Here is a 16,803-nt window from a genome sequence, read left to right on the forward strand (position 1 = left end):
AAAATTTTTGAAAGCACCAGTTGGTGCAATTGATACATTAAATTAAAGCTTGGTTTAATGTATGCAGCTGGGTGAGCCTTTATTGTAAAAGCAGGCTAAGAAATATGTAGCATTTAAATTTTGACTGTTTCGGGTAATTAAAATAGAAGCTTCTATTAATTTTTGTAAACAGGTACTTATTAATTTGAAAGATGCACCCAATTGGGCAAGTACCTTTTTAACTCCGGTTATATGATCAAGGTCATAAAAAGCAGAAAGACAATGAATTGTATTTTGTGCTTGATCTGCATTAAGTTCAATAGTAATATACTGATGAACCTGACTAAAGATTTTATTAGTTTGCCAATCAAAAGTCTGAAATGTGTTTGCCTTAAATTGGTCTTTAGCAATAGCCAATAAATAAAATCCTCCATCTAAACTAGGACCTATAGTCGGTTGATTTTGTTGAAGCCTTTGATGCGCTTCTTTTATGTGCTTAGATTGTAACTGAGGCGTGTCGTTACCAATAACAATTACATTATCATAGCCTAAAGCAAAAACAGATGACATAGCGTTGCTAAAACGTTGCCCAAAGGTGTTTCCTTTTTGTTGTTTCTCTGTATACAGTATACAGTCTAAATTAGCAGCTTCTGCTTTTCTAATACTGTTAGCCGTTAACTTTTCTGAAAGTTCACCAGAATCCATAAAATGTTTATGCTTGCTCTCTTCTTCTGAAGAAAGTGCAAAAACAAGAACGGCAGTAGTACTCAACTTAGTGATAATGGTCGATTTTAAACCGTTGGTCGTGAAGTTATCTAAAACACTACAATTCTATTTGTTAAAATTTTGAGAGGACCCAATTCTTTTATTTCATTTTGACTGTACTAAATTTCAAAGAGCCGAAAAATCGGATGAGATTAAACCTATGGTAGTTCAAATGGACTCAGATCAAATTAAAACCTGCAACACCAAAACGACTTTATTAAAAAAATTCAATAACACTATAGCTCATCAGTAAGATAAAAAATGTGGTTTCTTCCTGTTACGTGTTTGTACAATAACAAAACCTCATCTATAGGGGAGGAGTGCATGACCAGAAAATAAGGTTTCTTAAGTATTACTTCTTGCGAACGTTCTCTCGGCTCTAGTTGTAGAGTAAACGGAATTACATTTTCATATTGATAATTCGCTAACGTAATACCCTTTTCAAGTGTAAAGACAATATCATAAACCGGACTCCCATATTTTTCAAAGTAGTCTTTGCTCAATATGCGAGCCAGTAATATGGTCTGTATGGTAGTAATACCTGTGATACTTTTTTCGAGTTCTCCGTAAAAACCTGCCGGGAAAACATCAACAACCAATGTATCTATCTCATAATCCTTTATGTAGTTTTGTAGAAAGAGGTTGAACCGATCTTGATCCTTAAAAAATGCATCTTCTATATGTAGTGTTTTTATATCTTTTGGTACCTGATCGTGATAGATAGAATTCGTTAACAGCACACAATTCTTTAGCGGAATTTTTTGAGTGTATATAAAATTGAGAACCCTATTTATATGCCCAAAACCAGCACCATAGACATAAAATAAATACACTATATCTTGTTTAATAATTCTGCTATAATGAACATTTTGTGCTCATTAAGCTATACGCTTTATATAAACCAACAAACAATTCATCCCCAAAATAGTACAATTCGGTAATTCTCAATTTAATGTTATCTTAATTCCATATAGTTTTGCATCATCAATCATACGGACAGCATCATGGAACATACCAAACCAAAGACCAGTAAGAAAAAACAAATATTCAGAATCATATTATTTGCCAGTACCTTCATTTCTTTATGGTTTGTACCGTGGATTTTAGTGAAAGCATGGATATTACCTTTACCGAATACGGTACAAGAGCAAGTAGATCAAACCTTAGGTTACGGATTTGACGGAGTCATTGTATATGTAGATGAAGCCGGTAAGCCTCCGGCGTTTTATGGCGCTGGTTATCATAATAGCGTAAAACAAATACCTGCCAAACCAAACGCCTTATTCAAAATTGCAAGTGTAAGTAAGCTGTATGTAACTGTCGCCATCACAAGATTAGCTAATGAAAATCGTATTTCTTTAGATAAACCGCTCACTGATTATTTTCCAGAGCTTTCAGGTAGAGTTGAAAATGCCGATAAAATTACGTTGAGAATGATGGTACAGCACCGAAGCGGCATTCCCAATTTCACCGACAATCCTGAGTATTGGAAAAACCAACCGAACACGGATGTAGATGTGCTTACATATGCATTGGATTTACCAGCGTACTTTGAACCCAACAAAGATTATGGCTATTCCAATACCAATTACTTACTACTCTCCAGAATTATAGAGCAGGTTACTGGTGGAAGCCGACAAGATTATTTCAAAAAGGAAATCTTAATACCACTTGGACTCAACAATACGTACGGGTCTATCAACGAAGTAAATATCAAAGATGTCATGAGTGGTTATTATGTAGGAATAGATAAAGATTTTAAAAACGAGGATAACGGTATGATGCTGGCTACCGCAGAAGATGTTGGTAAATTCTTAAGAGCATTGAACGACGGCTCTTTACTTAATGAACAAGAAATGGAAATCTACACCTCCCTTTATGAATTTAATCATGGAGGCTTGGCTGCTGGTTACCAATGTTTAGCAGAATACCATAAAGATATTGATGCCGTGGTCGTGCAATTTATGAACACGACCGATTTTGAAGGCTATCAATGGAACTTATTACAAATTACCCATAGCCGTGTGGTTAAAATATTACGTAAAGAAAAATAGCTATAAAACCTCATAACTAACTAAAAATTAATTATTTACATACTAAAGTATGTAACAATAATAGTACTTCATCGTCTTACAGTCAAATCATCAATCAATCAATCAATCAATCAATCAAATCAGTATGAAAGTTTTAGTGGTCGGCGCCAGTGGTGCCACAGGTAGTAAATTAGTAGCACAACTTCTTTTGCAACAACACTTAGTAAAAGTAATTGTACGTTCTCCCCATAAACTCCCTGAATCATGGAAGAACAATGAAAATCTTCAAATTATCAATGCGAGTATTTTAGCATTAAGCAATTATGAAATGGAAAATTTAGTCAAAGATTGCGATGCAGTAGCATCGTGCTTAGGGCACAATTTAACCTGGAAGGGTATCTATGGTCACCCCAGAAAATTGGTTACCAATGCTACAAAACGTTTATGCAATGCCATAAAATCTAATACATTAGAACGCACTACAAAGTTTGTGCTGATGAATACCACCGGGAATCGTAATCGTGATTTGAACGAACGGATTTCTTTCGCCCAAAAATTCGTTATTGGTTTGCTTCGCTTATTACTTCCGCCACATGTAGATAATGAAAAGGCGGCAGATTATCTACGTACCCAAATTGGTCAAAATAATAAAGCCATTGAATGGGTTGCCGTGAGACCAGACGGATTAATAAATGAAGAGCAGGTTAGCGATTATGAAATTTACCCTTCGCCTACACGCAGCGCCATATTCAATGCCGGCAAAGTTAGCCGTATCAATGTCGCTCATTTTATGGCTGATCTCATTAATGACGATAACCTATGGGATAAGTGGAAGGGGCAAATGCCGGCTATCTATAGTTCATCACAAGGCAATTAATTAAATAGCATATTAGTAAGATGAAAAGATTTATAAAACAGTTAGAAAAACAACATTCTGGCAAGAAGGTACTAGTGCTTTTTTTACTCACCAATATCGTTTATGCGTATATGCTTTTAGTTACCATTCCGGCAACGATGATTTTCTCGAACGGATTGCAATTATTGGATATGATGCCCGCAGGATATGATTTAGAGGTTGTAAATACCCTTTTTCTTACACTAGGCCATACCGGTCGCCAAACGTATCTTACCAAACAACTTCCTGTAGATATGATCTATCCATTACTCTTTGGTATTTCCTATGCAGCAGTACTGGCTTATTTCCTCACGAAACTATCTAAATTGAACCCTAATTACTTATATCTGTGTCTATTGCCCATAATTGCTGGTATAGCGGATTATATTGAAAACATCGGCATTATTTCCATGCTAAATGCCTACCCAACTGTTACAGAGACTTGTGTACATATCACCAGTATGTTTTCAATTATTAAAAGTAGTGCTACCACTATTTATTTTTTAGTTTTAATAGTCGTCTTGATTATACTTGGTTTTCGTAAGTTGAAATCTAGTAGCAAAAATTAGCTGCAATAACATAACCCAAAAACTATTAATGGGAGGGAGGCACTATTTATTACAGCTCATACCTAACAAATAAAAAAATATAAACAGTTACCCTAATTTGGTATTTCACAAACCCCAGAATCAATACGTTATATCTGGGTCTTGCAAAAAGATTTATTCTTCACTTTTTGTAAGCAAATGCAGTAATGGTAGACTCATGCATGTATAACCTAACAACGCTATTTATGAAAACGATTTTCTCTTTTGTTTTAAGCTTAAGCTCCATTTGTATGTTCGCACAGAAAACTATAGACTTTCCTTCTAAAGACGGTCTATTGATTACAGCAGATTACTATGAAGCCAAAGGAAGCGAAACCTTTATAATGCTTTTTCATCAAGCAGGTTGGAGCCGTGGAGAATACAAAGAAATAGCGCCTAAACTAAACACTTTGGGCTATAGCTGCTTGGCAATTGACCAACGCTCTGGTGGAGCGGTAAACTCCGTTACCAACCAAACCAGCCAAAGAGCGGTAGAAGCAGGAAAGGAAACCAAATATATCGATGCTTTTCAAGATATTGAGGCAACCCTAGCTTATGTAAAAAAGACATATATGCCAAAGAAAATAGTTATCTGGGGCAGCTCTTACTCTTCTTCTTTGGTACTTAAATATGCAGGCGACTACCCTGACAGCGTAGATGCCGCAATGGCTTTTTCTCCGGGAGAATATTTTGGCAAAGACGATTTCATAAAAAATAGTGCCGCACACATTAAAGTACCCACATTTATAACTTCTGCGCAAAACGAACAAGATAATTGGGCTGCTATAAACCAAGCGATACCTACCACAACAAAAGTATTGTATGTGCCGGCAACCAAAGGAAATCATGGTTCGCGAGCGCTGTGGGAAAAATTTGAGGATAATGATGGCTATTGGAATGCTGTAAAAAACTTTTTAAAGCAAATCTAATTATACCCTCAACACATCATGAGACAGCCTACCATCTATTTTTATATACTATGCGCGTTACTTTTATCCATTATTAGTTGCAAGCAAACTAGCAAAAAAGAGGACGACGTTAAAAAAGTAAAAAACGAAGTATTAGTTTTAGGAACTATTCACGGCGGACACCTTACGGATAGTGTTTATACAACCATCTACCTAAAAAGATTAATTGAGAACATTAATCCTGATTACATATTAACCGAAATTCCTCCAAATCGTTTTGAAACTGCCTATGAAGGGTTTAAAAGAGACGATAGTATTTCTGAGCCGCGTACCATGCGTTTTCCTGAATATGTAGATGTTGTTTTTCCGCTATCCAAAACTATGGATTTTGAAATTATCCCTACCGCTGGTTGGACTAAGATCATGGCAGATGAGCGAGGGGAGAAATTAAGGGCTATCAGGCAAGACACTTCTAGAACAGCTGATTGGACGGCATACGTTAGCGCTAATAAGCGTACAGATTCTTTATACAAAGCAAGTGGCAAGGTTAATGATCCTTATTTTATCCATACCAATACATATGATAGTATTCAAGATATAGGGTTACAAACCTATAATGAGCTATTTAATGAAGAACTAGGTCTTGGTGGTTGGGAAAATATAAATATTGCACATTATTGGAATATAGAAAAAGCTCTTGAAAAACACCGCTATCAAGGTAAACGGATTTTAATTACCTATGGCGCAGGCCATAAAGGTTGGTTTTTAAGGGAACTCCGTAAGCGCGATGATATTGAGCTATTAGATATGCATCCATTCTTAGATGCTATACAACAATAGCTTCCTGGGCTAGTATGGGCTATTAACAATGTTAGCTGTAAATGGGAGGGAAGCACTACCTATTACAAACCATATTTATCCCAAAAACGCTAAAAAGAATAAAACAGTTGCTGTAATTTTGTATTTCATACACCCCAAATAATACAAAAGCTTGTTAGAGAAAAGAAGACAATTACCCCAAGAACAATTAACGGATGAAGACCATTTCATTTACTGTTTAGAAGGTGTCGATGATATAGAAACTGAACAACTTACCGAAGCACAACAAAGCTTGGAACAACTCGCCATGAAATATGGCATTGCAAGTATCTACAAAACGTGCGATACCATAGAAGGACTAGAAGATAGTCTAAACGCATTGGTGTTAGATGATCATAATTTTAAGGATTATGAGATTATTTATTTGGTGATGCATGGCGAAGCAAATAGTATCTGTCTAAATGATTACTACTATACTTTACAAGAAATTGCCGAAATTTTTGAAGGTCGATTAAAAGGTAAAATCCTGCATTTTTCAAATGCAAAAATTCTTGACCTAGACGAAGAAGAAGCCCAGTACTTTTTAGATATTACAAACGCCAAAGCCGTTTCTGGCTACGGAAATGCTTTTAACGGCGTAAGCAGTGCAAATCTTGATAAAGCATTCTTTAATTTATTTAAAGAAGATGATGATATGTTTGAGGTCGTAGAAGAGCTGCACCAAAGGCATTACAATGTCTGTAAAATGTTGGATTTTAGATTGTATTATTAGAGTTGACGATAGCAACAAGTGTATAAACACTAATTTTTCTTTATCTTCAGTTTGCTTTACTTATCATTAACTAGGGTGATTATTTTACTTGGCAATTTATTAAAGAAAAGTATTTTTGCTTTATGGAAGACAAATTACAGTTACTAAGACAACATTTTGAAGAAATCGTTTCTTTAACTGATGAGGAGTGGAATTTTGTTAAATCGCACTTCGAATTTAAAAGTCTTAAAAAACACCAATTCTTAATACAAGTAGGGCAACCTGTAGATTTTGAATATTGGATTATCAAAGGCTTAGTAAAAGCGTATTCCATAGACGAAAAAGGCAAAGAACATATTCTTCAATTTGCTATGGAAAACTATTGGGTGAGCGACCATTGTGCTTTTCAGCACCAAGAATCAGGGACTATTTTTGTAGATTGTCTTGAAGATTCTGAGTTTTTCTGTTTGTCTTTAGAGAACAGGGAAAAGATTTGTTTTGAAGTCCCTGCCGTTGCCAACTTTTTCAGAATTAAATCGAATCACGGTTACATCAATCTACAGCAAAGAATCTTGTCTTTACTTACAATGACCACGGAAAGTAGGTATGAGTACCTATTAAATAAACTTCCAACATTAATACAACGCGTTCCTAAAAAATTAATCGCGTCTTATTTAGGCGTATCCAGAGAGACTTTAAGTCGGTTTAACAGCTAAAAGTGACCTAAATCACTTTTCCATATTGATATACATCACAAAAAAACCGTGATGTATGTCCTCGCACACCCCTTTGTTTTCATAGAATTTTGTATCGAACAATTAAATACAATGTACTATGAAAACTACAAGAACACTTTTTTTATTATTTACAGTAATTGCCATAGGTTTTAACGCCTATGCTCAAGAAGACAAAAGACCGTTAATGGGTAACTCCTACGGTATTATCAATATTGATGAATACGTAACACTACTTCCTAAAAGTCATAATGGTATCATCAAAGACATCAGATTAATAGACCGTGAACACGCAGGTGTTAGAATCTTTAGGCTGTATGACGAAGTACCTATGCACTACCATGCAAAATCGGATGCCTACCTCTACATTTTAAATGGCAAAGCAGAATTTTATGTTGCCGATAAAGGTCCTGTTGTTGCAGGAAAAGGCGACTTATTGTTTTGGGGAAAAGGCACAGCACACGGTAACGGAAAAATTTTAGAAGGTCCGTTAGACGTACTCGTTTTTGATGCCATTGCCAGAGACCCAAGCGATGTTATCTGGGTAGACCCATCAACCCAAAAGAAATTTTTAGGCAACTAATCAATTCATATTCACTTTAAAAAACAATAACGATGAAAACAATAACAATTATAAAAACAGTCTTGTTCGCATTTGTAATGAATTTTACACTATTAGCACAAGCACAATTAGAAACTATAGCAACATTTCCAGAATCTAGACCAGGGAATATAACAGTGTCTAAAGACGGAAGAATATTTGTAACAATGAGTGCTTTAAGCGCTTCAAAATATATGGTGAAAGAAATTTTACCTAATGGAGAAGCCATTCCGTTTGGAGATAAGGAGTGGATTGTTAAACCAGAAAACGGAAGTATAAAAGGAATCAATTCAACCATCGGAATTCAAGCAGATGCTAATGGAATACTTTGGGTTTTGGATATGGGTAATGTAAAACAAAATCAGGCTCCAAAATTAGTTGGATTTGATTTGGTTACCGGTAATGTCACAAAGGTTTTTCCTATTCCGAATACAGTATTGTCATCAAAACCTTTTTTACAGGATTTTGTGATTGATGTAAAAAACAACACTGCTGTAATTGCAGATATGACCGATGCTTTAAATCCGCCAATTGCACCTGCTTTTGTGGTGATTAACTTAGAAACGGGTTATATAAGACGAGTTCTGGAAGGGGATGCATCATTTTTGTCGGCTGATGAACCAGTAAAAATTCACGGCAGATTAGTATCTCACAAAAGAAAAGACGGTACTACCATTCAACCAAGATACCCATTAAATCCAATTTCTATTGATGATGAAAACAAGTACATCTACTATGGTGCAATGGGGAATACCAAAATTTTTCGCATTCCGTCTGCCGTATTAGCTGATGAAAGTAAGCAAGATAGCGACCTCAATAAGTACATCGAGTTTTATGCCAACAAACCAAAATCTGACGGATTTAAAGTGGGTGCAAACGGAAAAGTTTATGTCACCGATGTTGAAAATTCAGCCATTGTAGAAAGTACGCCTGCTGGAATGAAAACCATTGCGCAATCTAAAAAAGATCTTTCTTGGCCCGATGGTGTTGCCATACACGGAAACTACTTGTATATCGTAGCAAATCAGCTTCATAATCTGCCTTTATTAAATGAAGGAAAAGATGCTAGTAAACCTCCATACTTGGTGTTAAAAATGAAGCTTCAAGATTAAATAAAATTAATAATAAGGTGATGTATGAGCAGTGTTAAATGTGACATACATCACTTTAAAATGGTGATGTACATCCTCGCACACACTTGGCTTTAATCGGAAATTTGTATCAGAAATTTAAAAACATATTAAAATGAAAACAATATTAAATACTCTAAAAATAATGGCGTTAGCAGTTACACTTTCTACTGCCTTAAATACAAACGCACAACAAGTACCAACGTCTCCTTATGGAGCAGACGATGAAATTGGTGCACTTAACCTTTTGAATGAAGAAACGGTTTTAGATGCCGTAAAATTGGTTAAAAAAGGAAAAGTATACCGCTTAGGAATGGTAGTAAATGCAGAAACCGCAGCTTTCCGTCACAGATATTTTCATATTGAAACGTTACAACCAGAAACTGCTGCTGCCGGTTCTAATAAATTCACCTACGTAGATGATCAATTGATTGGTTGGACAGGTGTCGGGTCTCAAATAAACGGATTGGCACATTACGGTAGAGACAATGTGCATTATAACGGACATAAAGTTGAAGATTTTTTAACCGTTTCCGGTGTGAAAAAATTAGGTCTAGAAAAATTACCTCCAATTGTTACTAGAGGTGTTGTGCTAGATATGCGCTCTTACTACAATCAAGATATTGTAAAAGAAGGTACTGTTTTTACAGTTGAGGACATTGAAAAAATAGCAAAGAAACAAGGTATTGAAATCCGTAAAGGAGATGTGGTTTTATTTTATACAGGATGGACCAAGTTAATGGGTAAAGATGACAAACGCTACCTAGCTGGCGGACCTGGAATTGGTACTGAAGCTGCGCATTATTTAGGTAAAAAAGGAATTGTTGCAGCAGGTGCAGACAACTGGTCTTTTGAAGCTGTACCACACGAAAATAGCGCACTGTCTTTCCCTGTAAAATAAATGATGGCAACTGAATACGGTGTACAAGTATTGGAAAATATTCTTGTAGATGAGTTGGTTGAGGATAAAGCTTGGGAATTCCTTTTTGTATTAGGTCACCCTTTATATGAAGGCTCTACGCAAGTACAAATAAACCCTGTTGCCATTAAATAACAATAACAAAAAACAATTAGAAATTATGGAAACATCAACAATACATAGAGATACTACGGTAGCCAAAAAGAAGAGTCTACCAGCAGCATTATGGGCATTAACCATAAGTGCATTTGCCATAGGAACAACGGAATTTGTAATTGTAGGTTTATTATCTACCGTTGCAAGTGACCTAGGTACATCATTAACATCAGCCGGATTATTAGTAAGTCTGTACGCCATTGGTGTTGCCATTGGTGCACCTATTTTAACTGCATTAACGGGTAAAATTCCAAGAAAACAATTACTAATGGGAATTATGTTACTATTTATAATTGGTAACGGTTTAGCAGCTATTTCACCAAGTTTTGAGTTGTTGCTATTATCTAGAGTTGTAACAGGTTTTGCACACGGTGTATTCTTTTCTATCGGGTCTACCATTGCAGCTAGTTTGGTTCCAAAAGATAAGCGGGCAACTGCCATTTCTATAATGTTTGCAGGTCTTACTGTGGCTATTGTAACTGGTGTTCCTTTAGGAACATATATAGGTCAGAATTTTGGATGGAGAGCTACTTTTATAGGTGTTGCCCTTTTAGGATTAGTAGGTGCAATAGCTAGTTTGGCTTTGGTTCCAAAAAACATAAAACAATCGGCTCCATTACGACTTATAGACCAATTAAAGGTGATTAAGAATCCGTCTATTTTATTGGTATTAGCCATTACCGCATTTGGTTATGGTGGTACGTTTGTCACGTTTACCTACTTAACTCCGCTGTTAGAAGAAGTGACTGGTTTCTCTTCAAATATGACTAGCGTATTCCTTTTAATTTATGGTATTGCCATCGCAATTGGGAATATCATTGGTGGTAAAGTCTCTAACAACAAACCAGGAAAAGCCTTATTGGTAATGTTTGCTTTACAAGCCATAGTATTGTTTGTGTTATACTTCACCGCTTCTAGTCAGATTTTTGCTATAGTAACCTTGTTTTTTATGGGAATATTAGCCTTTTCAAACGTACCTGCATTACAATTATATGTTGTTAAAATGGCTGAAAAATACTTACCAGGAACCGAAGATGTAGCATCAGCCTTAAACATTGCAGCTTTTAACGTTGGTATTGCTATTGGTGCTTATGTAGGCGGAATGGTTGTAGAATCTGAATTAGGTATTGAAGCAACACCTTGGGTAGGTGGTATTCTAGTAATTGTGGGATTCTTGTTAACCTTAGTTTTATTCAAAAAAGAAAAAATATAAATAATGACTGCATTAAAATTTAGAAATAACGACGAAATGCCAATTTTAGGTTTAGGAACGTTTCGTTCTGAACCAAATGAAGTGTACAATGCTGTACTTTAGGCTATTAAAATAGGATACAGACATATAGACTGTGCTGCGGCATACGGTAACGAAAAAGAAGTTGGTAATGCCATTGCTGAAGCAATTAAACAAGGTTTGGTTACGCGTAACGATTTATGGGTGACTTCCAAATTATGGAATGCTTCTCACGGAGAAGAAAATGTGATTCCTGCATTGAACCAGACTTTAGAAGATTTACAACTAGATTATCTAGACCTGTATCTTATCCACTGGCCAGTAGCTTTAAAAAAAGGAACAGAAATGCCAGAAAAAGCATCCGATTTTATTCCATTATCAGAGGTGCCTTTAACCAATACTTGGAAAGGGATGGAAGCCGCTTTAGAGCAAGGACTTGCAAAACATATTGGCGTGAGCAATTTCAATGAAAATCAGTTGAAAGAAATAATGGTGACTGCAGTGCATCAACCAGAGATGAATCAGGTAGAAATACATCCGTTTTTACAGCAAGAAGCATTACAATCATTCTGCGTAAAAAATAATATTCTGCTAACTGCATACGCACCTTTAGGCTCGCTTGTAGATGACAATAGCACGCTTCGTTTGTTAGAAAATGATACGATAAAAAACATTGCCAAAGCAAGATATATGTCACCTGCACAAGTCGCATTGGCGTATACAATACAACGAGGCATTGCGGTAATTCCTAAATCTATAAATGAAGCGAGATTGCTTCAGAACCTAGAGACCTTAAACCATACACTTACCGAAGAAGATATGGCGTTGTTGAAAGATTTAGACAAAGCACATCGCTTTATTGACGGTAAATTTTGGGAAGTTGACAACGGACCCTACACGGCAGATAGTATCTGGAATGCTTAATCACATTATTCATCAGGTGTCTTAACGGATACCTGATGAATTTATAAACACACACTATGAATCCATTTGATAAACTATACAAACCAGGTAAAATGACACTTGGTATAGAGTTTCCTTTAGATAACGATTGGTCAACCGAAGGAAATCGTAAACGCTTGGAAGATAACAGACCTTTCGGAGTTCCAGATATCTCCAATCACTTAGCATTAGCACAACAAATTGACGAAGCAGGCTTCGCAGCCTTATGGATGCGAGATGTTCCTGTGTACGACCCTAACTTTGGCGATGGTGCACAATTATTCGATACGCTTCCATATTTGGGCTATTTAGCTGCTGCCACCAAAAACATTTTGTTGGGTACAGCTGCCATAGTATTGCCATTACAACAACCTATAAAATTAGCGAAAGCCGCTGCTACCATAGAAAATTTAAGTGATGGCAGACTTTTGTTAGGCTTAGGTTTGGGAGACAGACCTGTGGAATTCCCAATGTATGGAATCGACTATAAAAAAAGACCTGAAATCTTTAGACAAAATCTTGATATCATTAAAGAAGCTTGGAAAACAAATAGTAATTTAAAATCTAAATACGATTTTTTAACCAGTGGTATTCAAGTCTATCCTAAACCAAAAAATGACATTCCGCTAGTAGTAGCTGGTCATTCTGGTCAAAGTATTAATTGGATTGCCAAAAATGCACAAGCTTGGTTTAATTACCCAAGACCTGTTGCCGAAACTTTGGAAAACAGAAAATACTGGTGTAATACTTTGTATGATGAAGACCAAGCAGCAAAACCTTATATTTCGGCTATACATTTAAACCTATCAAAAGACGACAACGCGACTTTTAAACCACAACGATTTGGTGGTACGGTAGGCATCAACCATCTTACGGAATATTTAAAGTCCTATGAAGATGTAGGAGTCAACCATATGGCAATCAACCTAAGAAAGTCCGAAACTCCCGTAAGTGAGGCTATTGCAAAAATTGAGGAAGTGGTATTGCCGGAGTTTTTGAAGATCGAATAAAAGGCAAGACCCTACATTTCTCCAATGCAAAAATTCTTGACCTAGACGAATAAGAAGCCCAGTACTTTTTAGATACTACCAATACCAAAGCCGTCTCTGGGTACGGTAATGCGTATAACGGGGTAAGCAGCGCAAACTTAGATAAAGCTTTCTTTAACTTATTTCAAGAGGGTGATGATATGTTCGAGGTTGTAGAAGAGCTGCATCAAAGGCATTACAATGTTTGTAAACTTCTCGATTTTAGATTGTATTACTAAATACAAATTCTTTTAAAGAATACATATTTTATTAAATGTTCAATGCCTCCTGACCTTGCAAATTATCCCGCAAGTGTTTCAATTCCAGAATAAAAATTATCGTACTATAATTTTGAAATTATATGGTTTAGACTTTGGTAATAACTTTAAGTATTGATTCAGAATCTAAATTTTTATAAAAATTCTTAAAACTTTATTGGAATATGCCTTATTAAAACCAAGTCAAAAATTATAATTTAAAGCACATATTATCAATGTTTTACGTAATAATATGCACATCTTTAGTATAGATTTATTTTTAACCTAATTTCAAAAGTTTTGTAACACCATTGTTTTTTCATTGTCCAAGTTATAGATACAAATAATAATATGTTCAATTTATTTAAAAAAACAAAAATAATGGGAAAGTTAGAAGGTAAAGTAGCTGTAATAACCGGTGGTGCAAGTGGTATTGGTTTGGCAACAGCTCAAGAGTTTATTAATAACGGCGCTAAAGTTGTTATCTTTAGTAGAGGTCAAGAAGCTTTAGACGCAGCAGTAAAACAATTAGGATCTAATAGTCACGCTGTAAAAGGTGACGTTACAAACCATGCCGATTTAGAACGTTTGTTTTCAGAAACCAAATCTAAATTTGGTGGTGTAGATACGTTGTTTATCAATGTAGGTAAAGGAAAACTATCTCCTGTAGCTGATACAGATGAAGCATTCTTTGATGATATGATGGATGTAAACTTTAAAGGATCTTTCTTTACATTACAAAAAGGAATCCAATACTTAAATGATAAAGCATCTGTAGTTGTTACTACATCATATTTAAATGAAGTTGGTTTTGGCGGTAGTAGCTTATTAAGTGCAAGTAAAGCAGCTTTACGTTCTCTAGTTCGTGTTTCTTCTGCTGAACTTGCAGATAGAGGAATACGTGTAAATGCCGTAAGCCCTGGTCCAATCGGTACGCCTTTCTGGGGTAAAATTGGTTTACCTGAAGATGTACTATCTGGAGCGGCTGAAGCAATTACTGCGCAAACAGCATTAAAGCGCTTTGGAAATCCTGATGAAGTAGCAAAAGCAGTATTGTTTTTAGCTTCTGATGATTCTTCTTATATCATCGGTGAAGAAATTGCCGTACAAGGCGGAATTAACTCTATATAATTATAATTAAAATCCTCATTTATAGTTCTATACATGAGGATTTTAAATTTTGTATTATGACAAACTTTTTTCCAGATAACTATACGGATAGTAGTGACACAGAGTTAGTACAGCTATCAGTGGATGGTGACAAAAAAGCGCTTCAAACGCTTATTGTTCGTCACCAGCTTTTTGTTTACAATTTAGCTTTAAAAATGGTGGGCAATGTAGCTGACGCTGAAGATGTTACTCAAGAAGTTTTTATAAAAGTAATAACTGCTTTAGCCAAATTTAAGAGTGAGAGTAAATTTAGAACTTGGTTATATCGTATAACGGTAAACCATTTTTTAAATGATAAAAAGAAAAAGGGACAGTTGCGGGTCGTAAATTTCGAAAGCTATTTTAATGAAATCGATAATGTTCCTAGTTTTGAATTAAATGACCAAGAAGAAAAAGAGTTTAGAGATACTATAGAAGAAATCAGAATAAATTGTACAACAGGCATGTTACTTTGCTTGTCTAAAGAACAACGCATGATTTATATTTTAGGCGAAATGTTTGATATAGATCATAATCTTGGTGGAGAAATTTTAGGAATTACACCTGGTAATTTTAGAATCAAATTAATGCGCGCTCGCAAAGAGCTGTATAACTGGATGAATAAAAGATGTGGATTGGTAAATACAAACAACCCATGTAGATGTTCTAAAAAAACTAGAGGTTACATTACAGAAGGTAAGGTTGACCCTGCCAACCTAAAATTTAACACGAGATATACTTCAGAAATTAGCGAGCTTTCTAAGAATAAAGCCACTCAATTTACAAACACGGTAGATGAATTAAATAAAAAAGTGTTTCAAAGTCATCCTGCACAAACACCTATACAAGCATCAAAAATAGTTGATGAAATCTTGAATAACGATCTCATAAAATCAATTTTAGATTTATAAGAATAGTAATAACTTTCGTTATTTAATAGTTTCTTTTTTTAAGAATTTCAGAATAAGCCTGGCAATGTCCCGTGTTTTTTCTTCAGCGGCAAAATGACCTGCATCCAATAAATGTAATTCTGCATTTGGCAAATCTCTTAAATAGGCTTTTGCTCCGTTGGCATTGAATTTTAAATCTTTGGAACCCCAAACAATAAGTGTTTTAGGTTGTGTTTCTTTCAACATTTTTTGCCAACTAGGATAAGCCAATAGGTTATTGTAATAATCTTGAAATAATTGTACCTGTATATTTCTATCAGACGGTTTTTGTAAAAAAGCCAAATCATGGGTCCACGCATCGGGGCTTTGAATTTTGTAGTTAAGTGAATCAATATCAAATAAATATTGCTTGTTGATAGTCACCTCTCTACTTGTTATGGAGTACAAAAAGTCAACCTGTCCTTGAGATGTATCTTGTTGTGCATTTTTAAAAAAATCTTGTCGCTTTGGTGTCAATCCATCTAAATAGGCATTAGCATTTTGAACAATTAAAGCGTTTATTCTTTTCGGGTTTTTCATCATCATTCGATACCCAACCGGAGCTCCAAAATCTTGCATATACATAATGTAATTATCAATATTAAGTTTTGTTAATAATGCTTCGGTATAATCGGCAAGTAGGTCAAACGTATAGGTTGTAGTATCTGGATTTGGATGATCACTATATCCAGACCCCAAATTATCGGGTGCAATAATATGATAATGATTAGCCAACATCGGAATCAAATTTCTATAACTATGCGAGGAAGATGGATAACCATGTAATAAAACGATAGTTGGTTTATTGGGGTCTCCAGCTTCTCTATAAAATAATTTTACATCGTTAACCTCTATATAATTATAGGTAGTAGGTGGGGGGAGGAAAAACGATTCCTCTTCAGCAGTATGTGCTTTAGGGTTGCTACAACCTATTATCACTAAAAATACAGTGCCTAAAACAATATGGATATTTTTCATTTTTTTGTTACT

19 protein-coding genes and 1 pseudogene are annotated in these 16,803 nt (G+C 35.3%); 17 read left to right on the forward strand and 3 right to left on the reverse strand.

Annotated elements, in window-relative coordinates; genetic code table 11:
- Window positions 1-54 precede the first annotated feature (54 nt).
- Complete coding sequence (locus P177_RS19445; protein WP_051941809.1) at window positions 55-750, reverse strand: TIGR04282 family arsenosugar biosynthesis glycosyltransferase; 696 nt, start codon at window positions 748-750, stop codon at window positions 55-57.
- A 230-nt stretch (window positions 751-980) separates the two neighbouring features.
- Window positions 981-1,577 carry a hypothetical protein gene (locus P177_RS10800; protein ID WP_036154655.1) on the reverse strand — a complete coding sequence of 199 codons (597 nt, stop codon included), beginning with the start codon at window positions 1,575-1,577 and terminating at the stop codon, window positions 981-983.
- A gap of 171 nt (window positions 1,578-1,748) precedes the next feature.
- Here P177_RS10800 and P177_RS10805 point away from each other — a divergent pair, with 171 nt between their 5' ends.
- The 17 genes and pseudogenes from P177_RS10805 to P177_RS10875 all read left to right on the forward strand — a co-directional run bounded on the left by P177_RS10805 (window position 1,749) and on the right by P177_RS10875 (window position 15,795).
- The gene (locus P177_RS10805; protein WP_036154657.1) at window positions 1,749-2,798 is read left to right on the forward strand and encodes a serine hydrolase domain-containing protein; all 1,050 of its coding nucleotides are present in this window, start codon (window positions 1,749-1,751) and stop codon (window positions 2,796-2,798) included.
- Window positions 2,799-2,922: 124 nt separating this feature from the next.
- The gene (locus P177_RS10810) at window positions 2,923-3,654 is read left to right on the forward strand and encodes an NAD(P)-dependent oxidoreductase (RefSeq protein ID WP_036154659.1); all 732 of its coding nucleotides are present in this window, start codon (window positions 2,923-2,925) and stop codon (window positions 3,652-3,654) included.
- Window positions 3,655-3,674: 20 nt separating this feature from the next.
- The gene (locus P177_RS10815; protein WP_051941810.1) at window positions 3,675-4,241 is read left to right on the forward strand and encodes a hypothetical protein; all 567 of its coding nucleotides are present in this window, start codon (window positions 3,675-3,677) and stop codon (window positions 4,239-4,241) included.
- 224 nt (window positions 4,242-4,465) lie between these two features.
- The gene (locus tag P177_RS10820; RefSeq protein ID WP_167333109.1) at window positions 4,466-5,188 is read left to right on the forward strand and encodes an alpha/beta hydrolase; all 723 of its coding nucleotides are present in this window, start codon (window positions 4,466-4,468) and stop codon (window positions 5,186-5,188) included.
- Between the two features lie 18 nt (window positions 5,189-5,206).
- A complete protein-coding gene (locus tag P177_RS10825) occupies window positions 5,207-6,007 on the forward strand; it encodes a hypothetical protein (RefSeq protein WP_036154661.1) in 801 nt (266 codons plus the stop codon).
- Between the two features lie 151 nt (window positions 6,008-6,158).
- Entirely contained in the window at window positions 6,159-6,758 is a 600-nt protein-coding gene (locus P177_RS10830; RefSeq protein ID WP_036154663.1) for a DUF6642 family protein, read from the forward strand.
- Window positions 6,759-6,880: 122 nt separating this feature from the next.
- Window positions 6,881-7,453: a Crp/Fnr family transcriptional regulator gene (locus tag P177_RS10835; protein WP_036154665.1), complete on the forward strand. Its 573-nt coding sequence runs from the start codon at window positions 6,881-6,883 to the stop codon at window positions 7,451-7,453.
- A gap of 118 nt (window positions 7,454-7,571) precedes the next feature.
- Window positions 7,572-8,054, forward strand: coding sequence for a cupin domain-containing protein (locus tag P177_RS10840; protein ID WP_051941812.1), 483 nt, complete (start codon window positions 7,572-7,574; stop codon window positions 8,052-8,054).
- A 32-nt stretch (window positions 8,055-8,086) separates the two neighbouring features.
- Entirely contained in the window at window positions 8,087-9,184 is a 1,098-nt protein-coding gene (locus P177_RS10845; protein ID WP_084684672.1) for an L-dopachrome tautomerase-related protein, read from the forward strand.
- A 133-nt stretch (window positions 9,185-9,317) separates the two neighbouring features.
- Entirely contained in the window at window positions 9,318-10,103 is a 786-nt protein-coding gene (locus tag P177_RS10850; protein WP_245233027.1) for a cyclase family protein, read from the forward strand.
- Entirely contained in the window at window positions 10,104-10,256 is a 153-nt protein-coding gene (locus P177_RS20370; protein WP_245233028.1) for a hypothetical protein, read from the forward strand.
- A 25-nt stretch (window positions 10,257-10,281) separates the two neighbouring features.
- Complete coding sequence (locus tag P177_RS10855; RefSeq protein WP_036158243.1) at window positions 10,282-11,490, forward strand: MFS transporter; 1,209 nt, start codon at window positions 10,282-10,284, stop codon at window positions 11,488-11,490.
- Window positions 11,491-11,601: 111 nt separating this feature from the next.
- The gene (locus tag P177_RS10860; protein ID WP_316930802.1) at window positions 11,602-12,432 is read left to right on the forward strand and encodes an aldo/keto reductase; all 831 of its coding nucleotides are present in this window, start codon (window positions 11,602-11,604) and stop codon (window positions 12,430-12,432) included.
- Window positions 12,433-12,488: 56 nt separating this feature from the next.
- Window positions 12,489-13,460 carry a TIGR03571 family LLM class oxidoreductase gene (locus P177_RS10865; protein ID WP_036154668.1) on the forward strand — a complete coding sequence of 324 codons (972 nt, stop codon included), beginning with the start codon at window positions 12,489-12,491 and terminating at the stop codon, window positions 13,458-13,460.
- A 32-nt stretch (window positions 13,461-13,492) separates the two neighbouring features.
- Window positions 13,493-13,717: pseudogene (locus tag P177_RS20560) on the forward strand (DUF6642 family protein).
- Between the two features lie 399 nt (window positions 13,718-14,116).
- Entirely contained in the window at window positions 14,117-14,866 is a 750-nt protein-coding gene (locus P177_RS10870; RefSeq protein WP_036158246.1) for an SDR family oxidoreductase, read from the forward strand.
- 56 nt (window positions 14,867-14,922) lie between these two features.
- Window positions 14,923-15,795 carry an RNA polymerase sigma factor gene (locus P177_RS10875; protein WP_036154671.1) on the forward strand — a complete coding sequence of 291 codons (873 nt, stop codon included), beginning with the start codon at window positions 14,923-14,925 and terminating at the stop codon, window positions 15,793-15,795.
- 18 nt (window positions 15,796-15,813) lie between these two features.
- Here P177_RS10875 and P177_RS10880 read toward each other — a convergent pair whose 3' ends face one another.
- Window positions 15,814-16,791 (reverse strand): alpha/beta fold hydrolase, encoded by a 978-nt coding sequence (locus P177_RS10880; protein ID WP_036154673.1) that lies wholly within the window; start codon window positions 16,789-16,791, stop codon window positions 15,814-15,816.
- Between the last annotated feature and the right edge of the window lie 12 nt (window positions 16,792-16,803).

Source organism: Maribacter forsetii DSM 18668 (assembly GCF_000744105.1).
Classification (GTDB): Bacteria; Bacteroidota; Bacteroidia; order Flavobacteriales; family Flavobacteriaceae; genus Maribacter; species Maribacter forsetii.